Here is a 16,925-nt window from a genome sequence, read left to right as displayed (position 1 = left end):
AGACACGAAGCGCCCGAAGGGGCGCTTCGTCATTTTCCGGAGAGTGTTTTCATGCTGGTCGATTCCCACTGCCACCTCGATCGCCTCGATCTCGCCGCCTACGGTGGTTCGCTGGATGCCGCCCTGGACGCCGCCCGCACGCGCGGCGTGAGCCAGTTCCTGTGCATCGGCGTCAGTGCGGACAACGCCAAGGCGGTGAAGGACCTGGCCGAGCGCTATGCCGACGTGCATTGCTCGGTGGGCGTGCATCCGCTGGACCTGGAGCCGGGCGCCGCGCCGGCGCTGGACTGGCTGCTGGGCGAGCTGAACCATCCGCGCGTGGTGGCCATCGGCGAGACGGGCCTGGACTATCACTACGAGCCCGAGGCCGCCGAGCTGCAGCAGGAAGCCTTCCGCCTCCATCTGGAAGCTGCCAAGGTCACTGGCAAGCCGGTCATCGTGCATACCCGCGAAGCCCGTGCCGATACCCTGGCGCTGCTGCGCGAGGTGGCGCTGCCGCAAGCCGGCGTGCTGCACTGCTTCACCGAAGACTGGGAGATGGCCAAGGCGGCGCTGGACATCGGTTTCTACATCTCGCTGTCGGGCATCGTCACCTTCCGCAATGCCGAGCAATTGCGCGAGGTGGCCCGCCAGGTGCCGGCCGACCGCCTGCTGGTGGAAACCGATTCGCCCTATCTCGCACCGGTGCCTCACCGCGGCAAGCCGAACCTGCCCGAGTATGTGCGCGAGGTCGCCGAGTACCTGGCCGTACTGCGGGGGGTGAGCTTCGAGACCCTGGCCGAGCAGACCACCGCCAACTTCCGCCGGTTGTTCCCGCTCGCTACCTGATCGTCTTGACGTCGAATTGTCTTGGCGCGGATACATTTCCTGCGCGCAAAAAAAACCCGGGTTCTGGGGGATGAATCCGGGTCAAGACCATTAGGAGTGTAACAATAAGGTACGCGATCCTCGGTACCTTCACCGGCGGGGCACTTGGGGGGAGATGCCGCGCACCGGTATCTACAAGTATTGGCCAAGATGCCGTGGCTGCCACAGGGGGCCGGGTGTTTTTTAAACGGATTTGGAATACATCACAGCGGGCTGAGCACCTGGGCTCATTCCTGCGCCAGATTCGCGATTAGCGCCAGGGTTTCCTCGATCACTTGCTCTGACGTATAGAAGTGCGGCGAGAAGCGGATACCGGCGCCGCGCTGGATGCATACCACCTGTTCTGCGCGCAGACGCTCCAGCAGCCGGGTATTGTCCCAGCCGGCCAGGCTGAAGGTCAGGATACCCGCGCGGCGCGTCGGATCCAGCGGGCTGTGCAAGGCGGCGTCGGGAATCCGGGCGAGTCCGTCCTGCAACTGCTGCACGTGCTCCTCGACCAGGGTGCCCACCTTCGCCATGCCGACTTCTTCCAGCAGGCTCAGGCTCGCGCCCAGCGCCACGGCACCGAGCATGTTCGGGCTGCCGCACTCGAAGCGCCGCGCGCTGCGCGCCGGCTGCCAGTCGGCCTGATCGTAGTTGCCGGCGTTTTCCAGCATGTGCCAGCCGTATTCCTGCAACGCCAGTTGTTCCCGTTCGGCGGTGCGGCAATAGAACACACCCAGGCCTTCCGGGCCGAGCATCCACTTGTGGCCGTCGGCCATCGCGAAGGCGCAGTCATAGGCCTGGACGTCGAAGGGCAGGGCGCCGAGTTGCTGGATTGCGTCGATGCAGAACAGCACGCCGCGCTGGCGGCAGCCCGCGCCGAGGCGCTCCAGGTCCATGCGCAATCCACTGGCGTACTGCACGGCGCTGATCGACAGCAGGCGCGTACGCGGACCACAGGCGGCGAGCAGGTCGCCTTCGGGATCTGCGCCGTCCAGGCTGACCTGGATGACCTCGACACCCCTGGGCCTGAGCGCTTCCCAGACGACCCGGTTGGAGGGGAACTCCTGATCGCTGATCACCACCTGGTCGCCGGAGCGCCAGTCCAGGCCGAAGGCGACGAACGACAGCGCCTCGGAGGTATTCTTCACCAGGGCGATGTCGCCGGTGGTCTGGGCGTTGAGCAGGCGCGCCAGACGCTCGCGCAGGCGTTTTTCGATGGTCAGCCACTGCGGGTAGTCGCGGGCGCCGAGCAGGATGTTTTCCTGGGCGAAGGCGGCCACGGCGTCAGCCGCACGTTTGGGCCAGGGCGCCACGGCGGCATGGTTCAGGTAACGAAGGCCGGACTGATGGGGAAATTCGTGGGAAAAGCTACTCATGTCGGATGATCCGTGCAATTTGGCGCTGAATAGGCATAATACGCGGCTTCGAATTTTGACTATTTTTGACCGAACAGTCTTTTTATGCAGAAAGAGCCGCGCAAGGTTCGCGAATTCCGTCGTCGCGAACAGGAAATCCTCGACACCGCCCTGAAGCTGTTCCTGGAACAGGGCGAAGACAGTGTCACGGTCGAAATGATCGCCGATGCCGTGGGTATCGGCAAAGGCACCATCTACAAGCACTTCAAGTCCAAGGCCGAGATCTACCTGCGCCTGATGCTGGACTACGAGCGCGATCTCGCGGCGCTGTTCCACTCCGAGGACGTCGCCCGCGACAAGGAGCGCCTGTCGCGCGCCTACTTCGAGTTCCGCATGCGCGACCCGCAGCGCTACCGCCTGTTCGACCGCCTGGAAGAGAAGGTAGTGAAGACCAGCCAGGTTCCGGAGATGGTCGAGGAGCTGCACAAGATCCGCGAATCCAACTTCGAGCGCCTCAGCCAGTTGATCAAGGAGCGCATCGCCGCGGGCAAGCTGGAAGACGTGCCGGCCTACTTCCACTACTGCGCCGCCTGGGCGCTGGTGCATGGCGCCGTGGCGCTGTACCACTCGCCGTTCTGGCGCGAAGTGCTGGAGGACCAGGAGGGCTTCTTCCAGTTCCTCATGGACATCGGCGTGCGCATGGGCAACAAGCGCAAGCGCGACGGCGATACGTCGACCTCCTGAGCCGACATTCGCGCCACCCATCGTCGCTCGTGCGACAGGGCGGCGGGCGAGGGTGGAGATATACTGACTGGGTGATCTCCACCGGAGCCAAGCATGATCGTCGATCGCCAGGGCAGGCGCTTCCGCAACCTTCGGGTCAGCCTGACCGCCGCGTGCAACTACGCCTGCACCTACTGCGTGCCGGACGGCAAGCGTCTGGTCGCCGCCCAGGACGAGCTCTCCGCAGAAGCGCTGGTGCGCGGGGTCGCCTACCTGATCGAGTCCGCCGGTATCGAGCGCCTGCGGGTGACCGGCGGCGAGCCGCTGGTCAGTCCGAAGCTGGACGCTTTCCTGCATGGCGTCAGCCGCCTTGGGTTGCGGGACATCGCCATCACCACCAACGGCCAACTGCTGTCGAGGAAGCTGCCGCTGCTGCTGGAGTGCAGTATCCGCCGCCTCAACGTTTCCCTCGATACGCTCGATGCCGACGCCTTCCGCCGCATCGCCCGTGGCGGCGACCTGGCGACCGTGCTCAAGGGGCTCGATGAGGCGCGCGCGGCGGGGCTGAAGATCAAGCTCAACATGGTGCCGTTGCGCGGCCAGAACCTTGACCAGGTGGTGCCGCTGCTGGACTACTGCCTGGCGCATGGTTTCGAGCTGCGCTTCATCGAGCTGATGCGCATGGGGCATCTGGCCCGCGACCCGAATGCGTTCAACCGGCAGTTCGTCAGCATGCCGGAGCTGTTGGAGCTGATTGGTTCTCGCCATGACTACACCCAGGCCGATGCGCCCGTGGACGCCACCGCGCTGCGCTATGAAGTGCCGGGACAGGGCTTCTTCGGCGTGATCGCCAACGAAAGCGTGCCGTTCTGCCGCACCTGCTCGCGCCTGCGCCTGTCCTCTACCGGCTGGCTGCATGGCTGCCTGTCGTCGAGCAATCGCCATTACATCGGCGATCTGCTCGACAAGCCGCGCCATCAGGCCCTGCCGGCCCTGCAGCGTCTGCTGGTGCATGCGCTGGCGGACAAACAGGAAGTCGCCTTCTCCGGCGGCGTCACCATCATGAAGATCATCGGCGGCTGAATCCGCCCCCCCAGACCTGATTAGCCCATGCCCAACGAATTCCCTATTTCCTACATCGAGCCGGTGTTCCGGCCGCCGAGCGAGGCGCACTCGCTCATTCTTCCCGTCACCAACGGATGCTCCTGGAACCAGTGTGGTTTCTGCGAGATGTATACCCAGCCGCAGAAGAAATTCCGTGCCCGCGACGAAGACGAGGTGCTGGAGGAGATTCGCCGCTGCGGCGAGCGCCTGATCGTCCAGCGGGTGTTCCTCGCCGACGGCGATGCGCTGGTGCTGCCGACGCGGCGCCTGCTCAACATCCTGCGCGCGATCCGTCAGCACATGCCCGAGGTGGACCGCGTTTCCAGCTACTGCCTGCCGCGCAACCTGCGCAAGAAGTCGGTGGAGGAACTGAAGGAGCTCGCTGATGCAGGCCTGCGCATGGCCTACGTGGGCGCCGAGTCCGGCGACGACGAGGTGCTGGCGCGGGTGAACAAGGGTGAAACCCATGCCTCCACGCTGGATGCCTTGCAGAAGCTGGGCGAGGCAGGGATCAAGCGTTCGGTGATGATCCTCAACGGCCTGGGCGGCAGCACGCTGAGCGCCCAGCACGCCGACAACTCGGCGCGCCTGATGAACGAAGCGCAGCCGGAGTTTCTCTCCACCCTGGTGGTGAGCTTCCCCACGGGCGAGGAGCGCTATCGCCAAGGCTTCCCGGACTTCCAGCCGCTGTCCCAGGCCGAGCTGTTCGTCGAGGTCGAGCGGTTGCTGGGCGCGCTGGAACTGCGCAACACGGTGTTCCGCAGCGATCACGCATCCAACTACCTGGTCCTCAAGGGGATTCTGGGTGCCGACAAGGCACGCCTGCTGACCCAGGTGCGCCAGGCCATCGAGCAGCCGCAGCGCGCGCACCTGCGTCAGGAATGGCAGCGCGGTCTGTGATGGCGCGGAAGCTGCATTGCCTGTCCGAATGCCGGTTTTTCGTCGCCGGCCCTGGAGACTTCGGATGCGTTACCTGCTGTTGACCCTCGCCCTTGCCGCCTTGGGCGGCTGCATGACGCCCAGTAACATGCTCGAGCGCACCGGCTATTACGCGGGCGATGCCGGCTTCCTCGACCACAGCCAGACCCGCCGTACGGGGAACTGGCGCCTGCAGCCGGACTCTTTCATCTACATCGCCCAGGGTCCCTTCGTGCCACCCGGTCATCCCTATGCGCGGCCGAACGTGGTGGCGGAGGAGGCGTTCAAGGGCTTCGTCGAGTACTTCCCGATGGTACGGCGCGCCCAGGGGCCGCTGGGGCTCGAGGGGGCGATGAAGGAGGCGCGCGCGGTCGGCGCCAATTATCTGCTCTATACCCGCTTCGCGCGTGGTGAGGATAATGTCGGCAGCTACGAAGAGTATGAAGACACGGACAATGCCGTCGGCCGCGACCGCAGCGTGATTCAGTTGATGCTGATCGAGACCGCCAACCGCGCCCTGGTGGACAGTGCCACCATCCACAGTCGCGGCGGTTTTCTGACATTCTATGATGCCAAGCCCGACGATCTGATCGGGCCACCGCTGGTAGATTATGCCCGCAGCCTGCTGGGGGTGAGGACGCAAGAGGAGTACCAATGAGCGATCCGCTGACTGCTTCGGAGCGTGCCGGCAACCTGCTGGCGCAGATTCCCGCTACCAAGGACAAGGGGCTGCCGCCGGTGCACCTGTGGAATCCGGATTGCTGCGGCGATATCGACATGCGCATCGCCCGCGACGGCACCTGGTATTACCTGGGCACCCCCATCGGACGCAAGCCGATGGTGCGGTTGTTCTCCACCATCATTCGCCGCGATGGCGACGACTATTTCCTGGTCACTCCGGTGGAGAAGTGCGGGATTACCGTCGATGACGCGCCGTTCGTCGCGATCAGCCTGGCCGTGGAAGGCGAGGGGGAACAGCAGGTGCTGCGCTTCACCAGCAATGTCGACGATGAGGTGGTGGCCGATGCCGAGCATCCGATTCGTGTGGAGATCGATCCCCGGACCCAGGAGCCGTCGCCCTATGTGCTGGTGCGAGTGAACCTGGAGGCGCTGATCCATCGCAACGTGTTCTACCAGCTGGTGGACCTGGCGGTTTCCCGCGAGATCGACGGCGTTGACTGGCTGGGCGTCTGGAGTTCGGGGGAGTTCTTCCCCATCGCTCCGCAGCCGTGACCCTTTGGTCTGAACGCGTCCGGTAGTTCCCATCCAGCTTCGCTACACATTTTTCGAACCTGCAAAAAAGGCTCCCGAGGGAGCCTTTTTCGTTACCGCCAACGCCTTACATGTTGGGGTAGTTCGGACCGCCGGTACCTTCCGGTGCCACCCAGGTGATGTTCTGGGCCGGGTCCTTGATGTCGCAGGTCTTGCAGTGCACGCAGTTCTGCGCGTTGATCTGGAAGCGCTTGCTGCCGTCGTCGTTGCTCACCACTTCGTACACGCCGGCCGGGCAGTAGCGCTGCGCGGGCTCGTCGTAGAGCGGCAGGTTCTTCTGCACCGGCACGCTCGGGTCGGTCAGCCGCAGGTGGATCGGCTGGTCTTCCTCGTGGTTGGTGTTGGAGAGGAACACCGAGGACAGCTTGTCGAAGCTGATCTTGCCGTCCGGCTTCGGATAATCGATCTTCGGTGCTTCGCTGGCCTTCTTCAGGGTTGCGTAGTCCGGCGTCGTGTCGTGCAGGGTGAACGGGATCTTGCCGCCGAAGATGTTCTGGTCGATGAAGTTGAACGCACCGCCACCGATGGCGCCGAACTTGTGCATCGCCGCACCGAAGTTACGGCTGCGGAACAGTTCGTCGTACAGCCAGCTGCCCTTGAAGGCATCGACGTAGTTGTTCAGCACGTCGCCGCCTTCGCGGCCGGCGAACAGGGCTTCGGCCACGGAGTCGGCGGCCAGCATGCCGGACTTCATGGCGGTGTGGCTGCCCTTGATCTTGGCGAAGTTCAGGGTGCCCAGGTCGCAACCGATCAGCGCGCCGCCGGGGAAGACCATCTTCGGCAGCGAGTTCAGGCCGCCCTTGCAGATGGCGCGGGCGCCGTAGGCCACGCGCTTGCCGCCTTCCAGGTACTGCTTGATCACCGGGTGGTGCTTGTAGCGCTGGAATTCGTCGAACGGCGACAGGTGCGGGTTGCTGTAGGACAGATCGATGATCAGGCCGACCACCACCTGGTTGTTTTCCAGGTGATAGAGGAAGGAACCGCCCGGGTTCTCGTCGTTCAGCGGCCAGCCGGCGGTGTGCACCACCAGGCCCTGCTCGTGCTTGGATGGATCGACGTCCCAGATTTCCTTGATGCCGATGCCGTAGTGCTGGGCGTCGGCGTCGCTGTCGAGCTTGTATTTCTTGATCAGTTGCTTGCCGATGTGGCCACGGCAGCCTTCGGCGAACAGGGTGTACTTGGCGCGCAGTTCCATGCCGGGGGTGTAGTAACCCTCTTTCGGATTGCCTTCGCGGTCGACGCCCAGGTCACCGGTGACAATGCCGCGCACCACGCCATTCTCGTCGATCAGCGCTTCCTGGGCGGCGAAGCCCGGGTAGATCTCGACGCCCAGGCCTTCGGCCTGCTGGGCCAGCCAGCGGCACAGGTTGCCCAGGGAGATGATGTAGTTGCCTTCATTGTGCATGGTCTTGGGCACGAAGAGGTTCGGCACCTTGGCCGCCGCTTCCGGGCTCTTCAGCACATAGATGTCGTCGCGCTTGACGGGGGTGTTGAGCGGCGCTTCGAGCTCCTTCCAGTTGGGGAACAGCTCGTTCAGCGCGCGGGGCTCGAACACGGCGCCGGAGAGGATGTGGGCGCCCACTTCGGAACCCTTCTCGACCACACAGACGCTGATTTCCTGACCGGCGTCGGCGGCCTTCTGTTTCAGTCGGCATGCGGCGGACAGACCGGCAGGGCCGGCGCCGACGATGACGACGTCGAATTCCATAAATTCGCGTTCCACTATCGATCTCTCCTGAATCAAGGCTCTGGGCATTTTGTAGGTATTGGGTTGGGCGCGGGCCCCCCCGGTAAGAGCGGGGCGCATTATAGCTAGACCTGTTGCTATATCTAAACCCTTTATCCGTCACAATACAAACGTTCGTTTGAATCGCGTGTAACCCTGATAGAATCGGGGTCCGCGGCTTATAAAGGGGTATTTTCGCGTATTGACCCGCCAGGGCGATGCGGTCAAGATACCTGCGGTTTTGCGGTCGCGTTGCGCTGGATGTAGTCGCAGATGGCATGCACTACCGGCCAGGCCTGTCTGGCGACATTCCTATTCACCGGAGAATAACGAGGAATCCATGAAGGTTCTTGTAGCTGTCAAACGAGTGGTTGACTATAACGTCAAGGTCCGCGTCAAGGCGGATAACTCCGGCGTCGATCTCGCCAACGTCAAGATGTCCATGAACCCCTTCTGCGAAATCGCCGTGGAAGAGGCCGTGCGCCTGAAAGAGAAGGGCGTCGCCACCGAGATCGTTGCGGTCTCCGTCGGTCCGAACGCCGCCCAGGAGCAACTGCGCACCGCGCTGGCGCTGGGCGCCGATCGCGCCATCCTCGTCGAGTCCAACGACGAACTGAGCTCCCTGGCCATCGCCAAGGCCCTGAAGGCCATCGTCGACAAAGAGCAGCCGCAGCTGGTCATCCTCGGCAAGCAGGCCATCGACAGCGACAACAACCAGACCGGCCAGATGCTGGCTGCGCTGACCGGCTACGCCCAGGGCACCTTCGCCTCCAAGGTCGAGGTTGCCGGCGACAAGGTCAACGTCACCCGTGAAATCGACGGCGGCCTGCAGACCGTTGCGCTGAACCTGCCGGCGATCGTCACCACCGACCTGCGCCTGAACGAGCCGCGCTACGCGTCGCTGCCGAACATCATGAAGGCGAAGAAGAAGCCGCTGGACGTGGTGACCCCGGACGCCCTGGGCGTTTCCACCGCTTCCACCGTGAAGACCGTGAAAGTCGAAGCGCCGGCTGCCCGCAGCGCTGGCGTCAAGGTCAAGTCCGTTGCCGAACTGGTCGAGAAACTGAAGAACGAGGCGAAAGTAATCTGATGGCTATCCTGGTAATCGCTGAGCACAACAACGGCGCACTGGGCGCTGCCACTCTGAACACTGTCGCTGCCGCACAGAAGATCGGTGGCGACATCGCTGTCCTGGTCGCTGGCCAGAACGTCGGTGGCGTGGCTGAAGCCGCTGCCAAGATCGCCGGTGTTTCCAAGGTGCTGGTCGCCGACAACGCCGCCTACGCTCATCAGCTGCCGGAGAACGTTGCTCCGCTGATCGCTGAGCTTGGCAAGGGTTACAGCCACGTGCTGGCGCCGGCCACCACCAACGGCAAGAACTTCCTGCCGCGCGTCGCCGCGCTGCTGGACGTCGACCAGATCTCCGAGATCATCGACGTGGTCAGCGCCGACACCTTCAAGCGCCCGATCTATGCCGGCAACGCCATCGCGACCGTGCAGTCCTCGGCCGCCGTCAAGGTCATCACCGTTCGCGGCACCGGCTTCGACGCCGCGGCTGCCGAAGGTGGCTCCGCCGCCGTTGAAGCGGTTTCCGGCCCGGCCGATGCCGGCAAGTCCGCCTTCGTCGGCGAAGAGCTGGCCAAGTCCGACCGTCCGGAACTGACCGCTGCCAAGATCGTCGTTTCCGGCGGCCGTGGCATGGGCAACGGCGACAACTTCAGCATCCTTTATGCCCTGGCCGACAAGCTGGGTGCCGCCGTCGGCGCTTCCCGTGCCGCGGTCGATGCCGGCTTCGTGCCGAACGACATGCAGGTTGGCCAGACCGGCAAGATCGTCGCGCCGCAGCTGTACATCGCGGTGGGCATCTCCGGCGCCATCCAGCACCTGGCGGGCATGAAGGACTCCAAGGTCATCGTGGCGATCAACAAGGACGAAGAGGCACCGATCTTCCAGGTCGCCGACTACGGCCTGGTCGCCGACCTGTTCGAAGCCGTACCGGAGCTGGAAAAGGCTGTCTGAGCCCGATCCGCTTGCTGAAGGAACCCGCTCCCGTAGCGGGTTCTTTCATTTCAGGTTCCTGATTTTCCTCGGGAAATGGTCGTTTCGCCGCGCTGATGACCCGCTGGTCACGAATCTTCGCCGATAAGTCCTCGGACGAAGGTGTCTCATCTACAATGCGCGACGTCTCCAGTTCCTGAATGTGTTCAATCGACACCTGGCTACCGAGGTTTTCATGATCATCAAACCGCGCGTGCGTGGCTTCATCTGCGTCACTACCCACCCGACCGGCTGTGAAGCCAACGTCAAGGAACAGATCGAGTACGTCGAGGCGCATGGCCCCATCGCCAACGGTCCGAAGAAGGTCCTGGTCATCGGTTCCTCCACCGGCTACGGCCTGGCCGCGCGCATCAGCGCCGCCTTCGGTGCCGGCGCCGGCACCCTGGGCGTGTTCTTCGAGCGCCCCGGCAGCGAGACCAAGGCGGGCACAGCCGGCTGGTACAACTCCGCTGCCTTCGAGAAGTTCGCCAAGGCCAAGGGCCTGTATGCGCGCAGCATCAACGGCGACGCCTTCTCCGACGAAGTGAAGAAGGTCACCATCGAGACCATCAAGCAGGACCTGGGCAAGGTCGACCTGGTGGTCTACAGCCTGGCCGCTCCGCGCCGTACCCATCCGAAGACCGGCGAGGTCTTCAACTCCGTGCTCAAGCCGGTCGGCAAGGCCGTCAACTTCCGTGGCCTGGACACCGACAAGGAAGTGATCAAGGAAAGCGTGATGGAACCGGCTACGCCTGAGGAAATCGCCAACACCGTAGCGGTGATGGGCGGTGAAGACTGGCAGATGTGGATCGACGCCCTGCAGGAAGCCGGTGTGCTGGCCGACGGCGCCAAGACCACCGCCTTCACCTACCTGGGCGAAGAGATCACCCACGACCTGTACTGGAACGGTTCCATCGGCGCCGCCAAGAAGGACCTGGACCAGAAGGTCCTGGGGATTCGCGAGAAACTGGCCGCCACCGGTGGCGATGCTCGTGTTTCCGTGCTCAAGGCCGTGGTCACCCAGGCCAGCTCGGCCATCCCGATGATGCCGCTGTACCTGTCGCTGCTGTTCAAGGTGATGAAGGAGAAGGGCACCCACGAAGGCTGCATCGAGCAGGTCGACGGCCTGTTCCGCGAGAGCCTGTACGGTGCCGAGCCGCACCTGGACGCCGATGGCCGCCTGCGCGCCGACTACAAGGAACTGCAGCCGGACGTGCAGGACACCGTGAAGGACCTGTGGGACAAGGTGACCAACGAGAACCTGTACCAGCTGACCGACTTCGCCGGCTACAAGTCCGAGTTCCTGCGCCTGTTCGGCTTCGAGATCGCCGGCGTGGATTACGAGCAGGACGTCAATCCGGACGTGCAGATCCCCAATCTGATCCAGCTCTGAGGTTGAAGCCCGGCCATTGGTCGGATCTTCGGCTCAAACAGAAACGGCGCCCTGGGCGCCGTTTCTGTTTCTGGGAGCGTTCAGTTGGCCGCGGTGGCCGGTGCCTGGCTCTGTTGAAGGAAGTCCAGATACAGCCGGGCGGTTTCCTCGGGGCGCTCGATCATCGGCACATGGCCGCAATCGCGCAGGATGGCGACGCTGGGCCTCTTCAGCAGCGGCTTCATCACGTCGATGCTGGACACATCCAGCACCCGGTCGCGGTCGCCCCACAACAGCAGGGTCGGTGCGGTGATTTTCGGCAGCTCCGGCTCCAGCGGGATGTAGCGCTCGCGCAGTTGCTGGAAGACCATGTCGTTGAAGGCCTGGCGTTCCAGCGAGCGCTCCGCCAGGTAGTGTTCCAGTCGCGAGGGCATGGGCGGCCGTTGCACGAACACGAAGTCGAGCAGGGCGGGGAAGTCTTCCACCGAGCGCGGCACCAGCGGGTTGTCCTCGCCCTTGAGCAGGCGCAGGAACAGCTCGCTCTGACGGGGCGCCATGACCCCGGCGTTGTCGAACAGGCCGGCCGACAGCACTTCGTTCGGATGGCGCGCGGCAAGCAGGGCGGCGATGTGCCCGCCCATCGAGTTGCCGACCACGTGGAAACGGCCGATGCCCAGTTCACGCATGAAGTCCGCCAGGCGCTCGGCCTGGGTGCCGACGTCGTAGCTGATGTTCGCCGGCCGGCTGCTGTCGCCGAAGCCCGGCAGGTCGACGGCGATGACGTGGTAGCGATCGGTCAGGAAGCGGGCGAAGCGCGGCCAGTTGCTCTTGTCCGCGCCGAATCCGTGGATCAGCAGCACCGTCTGGGCCTTGTCCGGGCCGCCCTCGTAATAGCGGATGTCCAGGTTGTCCACCGACAGGCTGCGTTCGCTCAGGCCCGCGCGGCGGCTCTCGACGAACTGTGCGGTGGCCAGCAGCGTGGAGGGAAAGGTGTAGAGCACTCCCGCCGTGGCGGCGAGCAGCAGGACGAGGAACAGAAGGGCTTTCTTCATGAGAAGTCCTTATTACCAAATCGGGATGGTGTGCATTACGCTAGCATTTTGCAGGTCTAAGCATGACCGTTCTTTCTTCTGGCGAGCGAGACTACCAATGCCCCACTGCTCCACGATGCTGCGTGCAGCGCTTTTGCTGGTGACCCTCTCGGCGTCCCTGAGCGGTTTCGCCGCGGGCAAGTGCGAGCGCCTGGTCGCCACCGGCAATCCGGAGTACCCGCCGTATCTGTGGCGCGACCCGATGAAGCCCGAGCGCCTGATCGGCGCCAATGCCGACCTGCTGGAGCAGATCGGCAAGGCCATCGGCGTGGACATCCGGGTACTCTATACCGGCTCCTGGGCGCGGGCGCAGGAGGAAGCGCGGCTGGGGCGCGTCGATCTGCTCGCCGGCGCTTTCCTCACCCCGGCGCGGCTGGACGTCATGGACTACGTCCATCCCGCCTTCCTGGCCATCGACAGCGTGGTCTGGATGCGCAAGGACGCCGCCATCGCCTATACGGGCCGGGAAGACCTGCGCGGCCTGAAGGGCGGCACCCTGGTCAACAACAGCTTCGGTGCGGACTTCGATACCTTCGCCAGGCAGCAACTGACCCTGGAGGAGGTGCCCAGCCTGACCCAGGCCTTCCAGAAGCTGCTGCTCAAGCGCTCCGATTATGTGATCTACGAGCACTATCCCGGCCTGGCGCTGGCCGATACCCTCGGCATGGCGGATGACCTGCAGCCGCTGGAACCGCCGATCTCCAGCGAGGGTCTGTACCTGACCCTGGCACACAACTCGGCCTGCAACGACCCGTGGCTGCGCGGACAACTGGCAAAAAAAATGACAGAATTGACGGCCGCCGGAGTCCCGCAGCGCCTGCTGCAGGACAACCTGGCTCGCTGGAAGGGGCAGCAGTTGCAGCCCACCGGCACTCCCACCCAGTAGGACAACAGATTTCGTGATCAATCGACGGATGATGGCCGCCGGTCTGGCTCTTTTTGCCCTGGCCGGTTGTGCAACGAACGCCCCGGCACCCACCGAGCAGATGCGTCTCACCGAGCAGGCGCTGGAACAGGCCAAGGCCGTGGGCGCGACGGATGACGTGGCCGAGTTCAAGCTCGCCGAGGACAAGTACCAGGCTGCCAAGGGCGCCCTGGCAGTGTCCTCGAACAAGAAGGCGCGGCAGCTCGCCGAGCAGGCCGAGCTCGACGCCCGCCTCGCCGAGGCCAAGGAACTGACGCGCAAGAGCGCGGATCAGTTGGCCGAGCAGGGCAAGAGCATCAATCGCCTGCGCAAACAGTTGGGGGAAGCACAATGACTTCGCTGCAACTGTTGCGTCTCGTATCGCTGGGTTCCGTCGTGGCCCTGGCCGGCTGTGCCAATAGCCAACTGAGCGAGAAGTCCCTGGAGCAGGCGCGCGTGCAGTTCCAGGCCGTGAAGGAAGACTCCGCGGTGCTGCGCAGCGCGCCCAAGGACGTGATCCGCGCCGGCGAGTCGCTGGCGCGCGCCGAGCGCCTGTCCAACTACTGGGGCAGCAGCGACGATGTGCTGCAGTACTCCTATCTCAGCCAGCGCTACAGCGAAATCGCCCGCGAGCACAGCAACTACGCGCTGAACCAGGAGCGCCTGGCCAAGCAGCAGCTCGAGCGCGAGCGCCTGCAACTGGCCATGCGCGAAGCGCGCCTGCTCAACGTGCGGGAGCAGAACAAGTGGCTGGAACAGCAGATGGTCAGCCTGGCCACCAACGAAACCGAGCGCGGGCTGGTGCTGACCCTCGGCGACGTGCTGTTCGACAGCGGCGAGGCGGACCTCAAGCCGGCCGCCAACCGCACGGTGCTCAAGGTGGTGCAGTTCCTCCAGCTCAACCCGCGCCGGGTGATCCGCATCGAAGGCTATACCGACAGCGACGGCGATCGGCAGCAGAACCTGCAACTGTCCAAGGACCGCGCGCAGGCGGTGGCCGATGCCCTGTCCGACCTGGGTGTCGACGCCAAGCGCATCCAGGTACAGGGCTACGGCGAGGCCTATCCGGTTTCGGACAATGCCTCGTCGCTGGGCCGGGCGCAGAATCGCCGGGTCGAGATTGTCTTCTCGGACGAAAAGGGCCAGTTGGGCGCCGAGCGCTGATCGCGCGCGGCGACATCGGCTGCCAGGCAAGCCCCGGAGCTTCCTGACCTGGGGCATGTCGCATGGGGATCTCGAAATTGTTCGAGGGCGGCGTTGGCGAAAATGAACCCATGCGATCAATCCCCATGTTGGGGAGCCACCAGCGAGAGACGTAAATGCTGTCAGAGAAGAAAACCTTGAACGTGATCGTGGCCGACGCCCAGCCGATGATTGGTTGGGGGCTGGAACATTATCTGGCCGACCACTGCAATGCTCAGGTGAAAGCCTATGTCAGCGACACGGAGAGTTTGCTGACCGCCCTGAACGAATGGACCGATACCGACTTGCTGATCATGGAAATGGCCTTGCCGGGCGAGCGGGGGCGCGATGGCGTACACCTGATCGAATGGCTGCGCCGCCACCATCCCGATGTGCAGATCCTGATCTACTCGCTGCTGGGCGCCCCACTCATGGCGACGTCGGTGGTGAAGTGCGGTGCGCTGGGCTATGTCTGCAAGCGCAGCCCGCTGGGCGTGCTCTCCGAAGCCATGCAGCGCGTGCGCCGTGGCGACACCTTCATCGACCCTACCTTGCGCCAGCCGCGCCACACCGGACGCCCGCTGAGCCCCACCGAGATGGACATCATCCGTCGTCTGGCCCACGGCGCTACCGTTGGCGAGATCGCCGAGCGCACCAACCGCAGCGTCTCGACCATCAGCACCCACAAGCGCAATGCCATGCAGAAGCTCGGCCTGACCAGCGATGCCCAACTGGTCGCCTTCGGTGTGCTGGACTGGCTCGGCGAGATCTGACGCAACAGCCAGTGCTGGTCAGCGGCAACTGTAACGCGCACAATCCCTGTTACTGTTCTGGAACAGTTTTGGCTTTTTAGCTACTGTTTCGGTCCAATGACCGAGGGATGGCCGTCATGACCAATCTGCTTCTGTACCAGCGTATCGCCCAGCAACTGGCGGAAGACATCCGCCGTGGCGTCTACCAGCCGGGTGAGCGCGTGCCGTCCGTGCGCAAGTTGAGCACCCAGCTCAACGTCAGTCACGCCACGGTGCTGCAGGCCTACGCCACCCTCGAGGACCAGGGACTGATCCGCGCGCGGCCGCAGTCCGGCTTCTATGTGCACCGCACGCCGGCGCTGACCGCCTCGACCCCGGACATCGCCCGGGTCGAGCGGCCCGGCCTGGTCACCCGCAGCAGCATCATCAACCAGGTGCTCGCCGAGGCGCGCCGCGAAGGCGTGTTTCCGCTGGGCGCCGCGGTGCCGCACGTGGATTACCTCCCGGTCCGCGCGCTGCACCAGCAGTTGGCCAAGGTCACCCGTTTCTCCAGCCCGCGCGCCTTCAGCTACATGTTCAGCCCCGGCTACGAGCCGCTGCGCCGCCAGGTGGCGATCCGCATGCGCGATGCCGGCGTGGTGGTCGACCCAACCCAGGTGACCATCACCCACGGCTGCGTGGACGCGATCCACATGGCGCTGCGCGTGATGACCCGTCCCGGCGACCTGATCGCCACCGAGTCGCCCAGCTACTACGGTCTGTTGCAGTTGGCCGACATCCTCGGCCTGAAGGTCATCGAGATTCCCAGCGACCCGCTCACCGGCATCAGCCTGGAGGCCCTGCAACTGGCCGCCAACCAGTGGCCGATCAAGGCGCTGGTGCTGACCCCGCGCCTGAGCAACCCCCTGGGCGGCACGATTCCCGAGGAGCGCCAGAAGCAACTGCTCAAGCTCACCGCCGAGCACAACATCGGGGTGATCGAGGACGATATCTACGGCGAGCTGATGTTCGACCAGGGCCAGACCAAGGCACTCAAGGCCCACGACCGCGACGGCCGCGTGGTGTACTGCTCGAGCTTCTCCAAGACCATTTCCCCCGGCGTGCGTATCGGCTGGATCATCACCGAGCGCTATCAGGAGGAAATCCGCCGTCTGCAGACCTTCACCACCCATTCGGCGTGCACGGTCACTCAGATGGGCGTGGCGGCCTACCTGGAGAACGGCGGCTACGACCGACACCTGCGCTACATCCGTCAGGAATACCGGAAGAACATGACCGCCTACCAGCTGGCGGTACAGCAGTACTTCCCCGAAGGCACGCAGATGACCCGGCCCAAGGGCGGCTTCATCCTCTGGGTCAGCCTGCCGGCCAAGGTCAACACCAAGGAGCTGCACGTGCGTGCGCTGGAGCAGGGCATCAGCATCGCGCCTGGGCTGATCTTCAGTAACACCGAGCAGTTCAACAACTGCCTGCGCCTGACCTGCGGCATCCCTTGGGACCGCGAAGCGGAGCGGGCGATCATGACCCTCGGCATGCTGGCCTGCCAGCTGTGCCAGGAGGGGCTGATCGCGGCCTGATCGGCAGTTCGCACCCATGCTGCAGCGTACCTGTAGGAGCGAGCTTGCTCGCGAACAGAG

17 protein-coding genes are annotated in these 16,925 nt (G+C 64.3%); 14 read left to right on the top strand and 3 right to left on the bottom strand.

What is annotated here, in order from left to right; genetic code table 11:
• Positions 1-51 precede the first annotated feature (51 nt).
• Positions 52-828 carry a TatD family hydrolase gene (locus tag H681_RS16020; protein WP_015477924.1) on the top strand — a complete coding sequence of 259 codons (777 nt, stop codon included), beginning with the start codon at positions 52-54 and terminating at the stop codon, positions 826-828.
• Between the two features lie 266 nt (positions 829-1,094).
• Here the strand turns inward: H681_RS16020 and H681_RS16015 are convergent, their stop codons facing one another.
• The gene (locus H681_RS16015; protein WP_015477923.1) at positions 1,095-2,228 is read right to left on the bottom strand and encodes an aminotransferase class V-fold PLP-dependent enzyme; all 1,134 of its coding nucleotides are present in this window, start codon (positions 2,226-2,228) and stop codon (positions 1,095-1,097) included.
• 84 nt (positions 2,229-2,312) lie between these two features.
• Between H681_RS16015 and H681_RS16010 the strand changes: the two genes are divergently transcribed.
• The 5 genes from H681_RS16010 to H681_RS15990 all read left to right on the top strand — a co-directional run bounded on the left by H681_RS16010 (position 2,313) and on the right by H681_RS15990 (position 6,185).
• On the top strand, positions 2,313-2,951 hold the full coding sequence (locus tag H681_RS16010; protein WP_015477922.1) for a TetR/AcrR family transcriptional regulator: 639 nt from the start codon (positions 2,313-2,315) through the stop codon (positions 2,949-2,951).
• A gap of 93 nt (positions 2,952-3,044) precedes the next feature.
• Positions 3,045-4,013, top strand: coding sequence for a GTP 3',8-cyclase MoaA (locus H681_RS16005; RefSeq protein ID WP_015477921.1), 969 nt, complete (start codon positions 3,045-3,047; stop codon positions 4,011-4,013).
• Between the two features lie 27 nt (positions 4,014-4,040).
• Positions 4,041-4,934 carry a radical SAM protein gene (locus H681_RS16000; protein ID WP_015477920.1) on the top strand — a complete coding sequence of 298 codons (894 nt, stop codon included), beginning with the start codon at positions 4,041-4,043 and terminating at the stop codon, positions 4,932-4,934.
• A gap of 64 nt (positions 4,935-4,998) precedes the next feature.
• Positions 4,999-5,610 (top strand): DUF4823 domain-containing protein, encoded by a 612-nt coding sequence (locus tag H681_RS15995; RefSeq protein ID WP_015477919.1) that lies wholly within the window; start codon positions 4,999-5,001, stop codon positions 5,608-5,610.
• Positions 5,607-6,185: a DUF1285 domain-containing protein gene (locus H681_RS15990; RefSeq protein ID WP_015477918.1), complete on the top strand. Its 579-nt coding sequence runs from the start codon at positions 5,607-5,609 to the stop codon at positions 6,183-6,185. The genes H681_RS15995 and H681_RS15990 overlap by 4 nt, the downstream gene beginning before the upstream one ends.
• A 106-nt stretch (positions 6,186-6,291) precedes the next feature.
• On the opposite strand, the gene H681_RS15985 is transcribed toward H681_RS15990, so the two are convergent.
• A complete protein-coding gene (locus H681_RS15985; RefSeq protein WP_015477917.1) occupies positions 6,292-7,947 on the bottom strand; it encodes an electron transfer flavoprotein-ubiquinone oxidoreductase in 1,656 nt (551 codons plus the stop codon).
• A gap of 343 nt (positions 7,948-8,290) precedes the next feature.
• Here H681_RS15985 and H681_RS15980 point away from each other — a divergent pair, with 343 nt between their 5' ends.
• From H681_RS15980 to fabV, 3 genes are all read left to right on the top strand, one after another.
• Positions 8,291-9,040 (top strand): electron transfer flavoprotein subunit beta/FixA family protein, encoded by a 750-nt coding sequence (locus H681_RS15980; protein WP_015477916.1) that lies wholly within the window; start codon positions 8,291-8,293, stop codon positions 9,038-9,040.
• Complete coding sequence (locus tag H681_RS15975) at positions 9,040-9,969, top strand: electron transfer flavoprotein subunit alpha/FixB family protein (RefSeq protein WP_015477915.1); 930 nt, start codon at positions 9,040-9,042, stop codon at positions 9,967-9,969. Before H681_RS15980 ends, H681_RS15975 begins: the two co-directional genes overlap by 1 nt.
• Positions 9,970-10,183: 214 nt before the next feature.
• Positions 10,184-11,380: an enoyl-ACP reductase FabV gene (fabV, locus tag H681_RS15970; RefSeq protein ID WP_015477914.1), complete on the top strand. Its 1,197-nt coding sequence runs from the start codon at positions 10,184-10,186 to the stop codon at positions 11,378-11,380.
• An 80-nt stretch (positions 11,381-11,460) separates the two neighbouring features.
• Here the strand turns inward: fabV and H681_RS15965 are convergent, their stop codons facing one another.
• A complete protein-coding gene (locus H681_RS15965; RefSeq protein ID WP_015477913.1) occupies positions 11,461-12,411 on the bottom strand; it encodes an alpha/beta fold hydrolase in 951 nt (316 codons plus the stop codon).
• A gap of 97 nt (positions 12,412-12,508) precedes the next feature.
• Between H681_RS15965 and H681_RS15960 the strand changes: the two genes are divergently transcribed.
• The 5 genes from H681_RS15960 (at position 12,509) to H681_RS15940 (ending at position 16,865) form a co-directional block, all read left to right on the top strand.
• Positions 12,509-13,336, top strand: a complete 828-nt coding sequence (locus tag H681_RS15960; RefSeq protein WP_015477912.1) for a substrate-binding periplasmic protein — start codon at positions 12,509-12,511, stop codon at positions 13,334-13,336.
• A gap of 28 nt (positions 13,337-13,364) precedes the next feature.
• Complete coding sequence (locus H681_RS15955) at positions 13,365-13,709, top strand: DUF4398 domain-containing protein (RefSeq protein ID WP_080636232.1); 345 nt, start codon at positions 13,365-13,367, stop codon at positions 13,707-13,709.
• Positions 13,706-14,518, top strand: coding sequence for an OmpA family protein (locus tag H681_RS15950; protein ID WP_015477910.1), 813 nt, complete (start codon positions 13,706-13,708; stop codon positions 14,516-14,518). The genes H681_RS15955 and H681_RS15950 overlap by 4 nt, the downstream gene beginning before the upstream one ends.
• A 155-nt stretch (positions 14,519-14,673) precedes the next feature.
• Positions 14,674-15,309, top strand: a complete 636-nt coding sequence (locus H681_RS15945) for a response regulator transcription factor (protein ID WP_015477909.1) — start codon at positions 14,674-14,676, stop codon at positions 15,307-15,309.
• 116 nt (positions 15,310-15,425) lie between these two features.
• A complete protein-coding gene (locus tag H681_RS15940) occupies positions 15,426-16,865 on the top strand; it encodes an aminotransferase-like domain-containing protein (protein ID WP_015477908.1) in 1,440 nt (479 codons plus the stop codon).
• Positions 16,866-16,925 lie beyond the last annotated feature (60 nt).

The sequence above is a fragment of the Pseudomonas sp. ATCC 13867 genome (assembly GCF_000349845.1).
GTDB lineage: Bacteria > Pseudomonadota > Gammaproteobacteria > Pseudomonadales > Pseudomonadaceae > Pseudomonas.
Note: the sequence above shows the minus strand (reverse complement) of the source record. Positions and strands in the feature narration are given on the sequence as shown.

What these genes read in the sequence shown, in the direction of transcription:
- H681_RS16020 (WP_015477924.1), top strand. Translation starts at nt 52, where the DNA reads ATGCTGGTCGATTCCCACTGCCACCTCGATCGCCTCGATCTCGCCGCC.
- H681_RS16015 (WP_015477923.1), bottom strand. Translation starts at nt 2,228, where the DNA reads ATGAGTAGCTTTTCCCACGAATTTCCCCATCAGTCCGGCCTTCGTTAC.
- H681_RS16010 (WP_015477922.1), top strand. Translation starts at nt 2,313, where the DNA reads ATGCAGAAAGAGCCGCGCAAGGTTCGCGAATTCCGTCGTCGCGAACAG.
- H681_RS16005 (WP_015477921.1), top strand. Translation starts at nt 3,045, where the DNA reads ATGATCGTCGATCGCCAGGGCAGGCGCTTCCGCAACCTTCGGGTCAGC.
- H681_RS16000 (WP_015477920.1), top strand. Translation starts at nt 4,041, where the DNA reads ATGCCCAACGAATTCCCTATTTCCTACATCGAGCCGGTGTTCCGGCCG.
- H681_RS15995 (WP_015477919.1), top strand. Translation starts at nt 4,999, where the DNA reads ATGCGTTACCTGCTGTTGACCCTCGCCCTTGCCGCCTTGGGCGGCTGC.
- H681_RS15990 (WP_015477918.1), top strand. Translation starts at nt 5,607, where the DNA reads ATGAGCGATCCGCTGACTGCTTCGGAGCGTGCCGGCAACCTGCTGGCG.
- H681_RS15980 (WP_015477916.1), top strand. Translation starts at nt 8,291, where the DNA reads ATGAAGGTTCTTGTAGCTGTCAAACGAGTGGTTGACTATAACGTCAAG.
- H681_RS15975 (WP_015477915.1), top strand. Translation starts at nt 9,040, where the DNA reads ATGGCTATCCTGGTAATCGCTGAGCACAACAACGGCGCACTGGGCGCT.
- fabV (WP_015477914.1), top strand. Translation starts at nt 10,184, where the DNA reads ATGATCATCAAACCGCGCGTGCGTGGCTTCATCTGCGTCACTACCCAC.
- H681_RS15965 (WP_015477913.1), bottom strand. Translation starts at nt 12,411, where the DNA reads ATGAAGAAAGCCCTTCTGTTCCTCGTCCTGCTGCTCGCCGCCACGGCG.
- H681_RS15960 (WP_015477912.1), top strand. Translation starts at nt 12,509, where the DNA reads ATGCCCCACTGCTCCACGATGCTGCGTGCAGCGCTTTTGCTGGTGACC.
- H681_RS15955 (WP_080636232.1), top strand. Translation starts at nt 13,365, where the DNA reads ATGATGGCCGCCGGTCTGGCTCTTTTTGCCCTGGCCGGTTGTGCAACG.
- H681_RS15950 (WP_015477910.1), top strand. Translation starts at nt 13,706, where the DNA reads ATGACTTCGCTGCAACTGTTGCGTCTCGTATCGCTGGGTTCCGTCGTG.
- H681_RS15945 (WP_015477909.1), top strand. Translation starts at nt 14,674, where the DNA reads ATGCTGTCAGAGAAGAAAACCTTGAACGTGATCGTGGCCGACGCCCAG.
- H681_RS15940 (WP_015477908.1), top strand. Translation starts at nt 15,426, where the DNA reads ATGACCAATCTGCTTCTGTACCAGCGTATCGCCCAGCAACTGGCGGAA.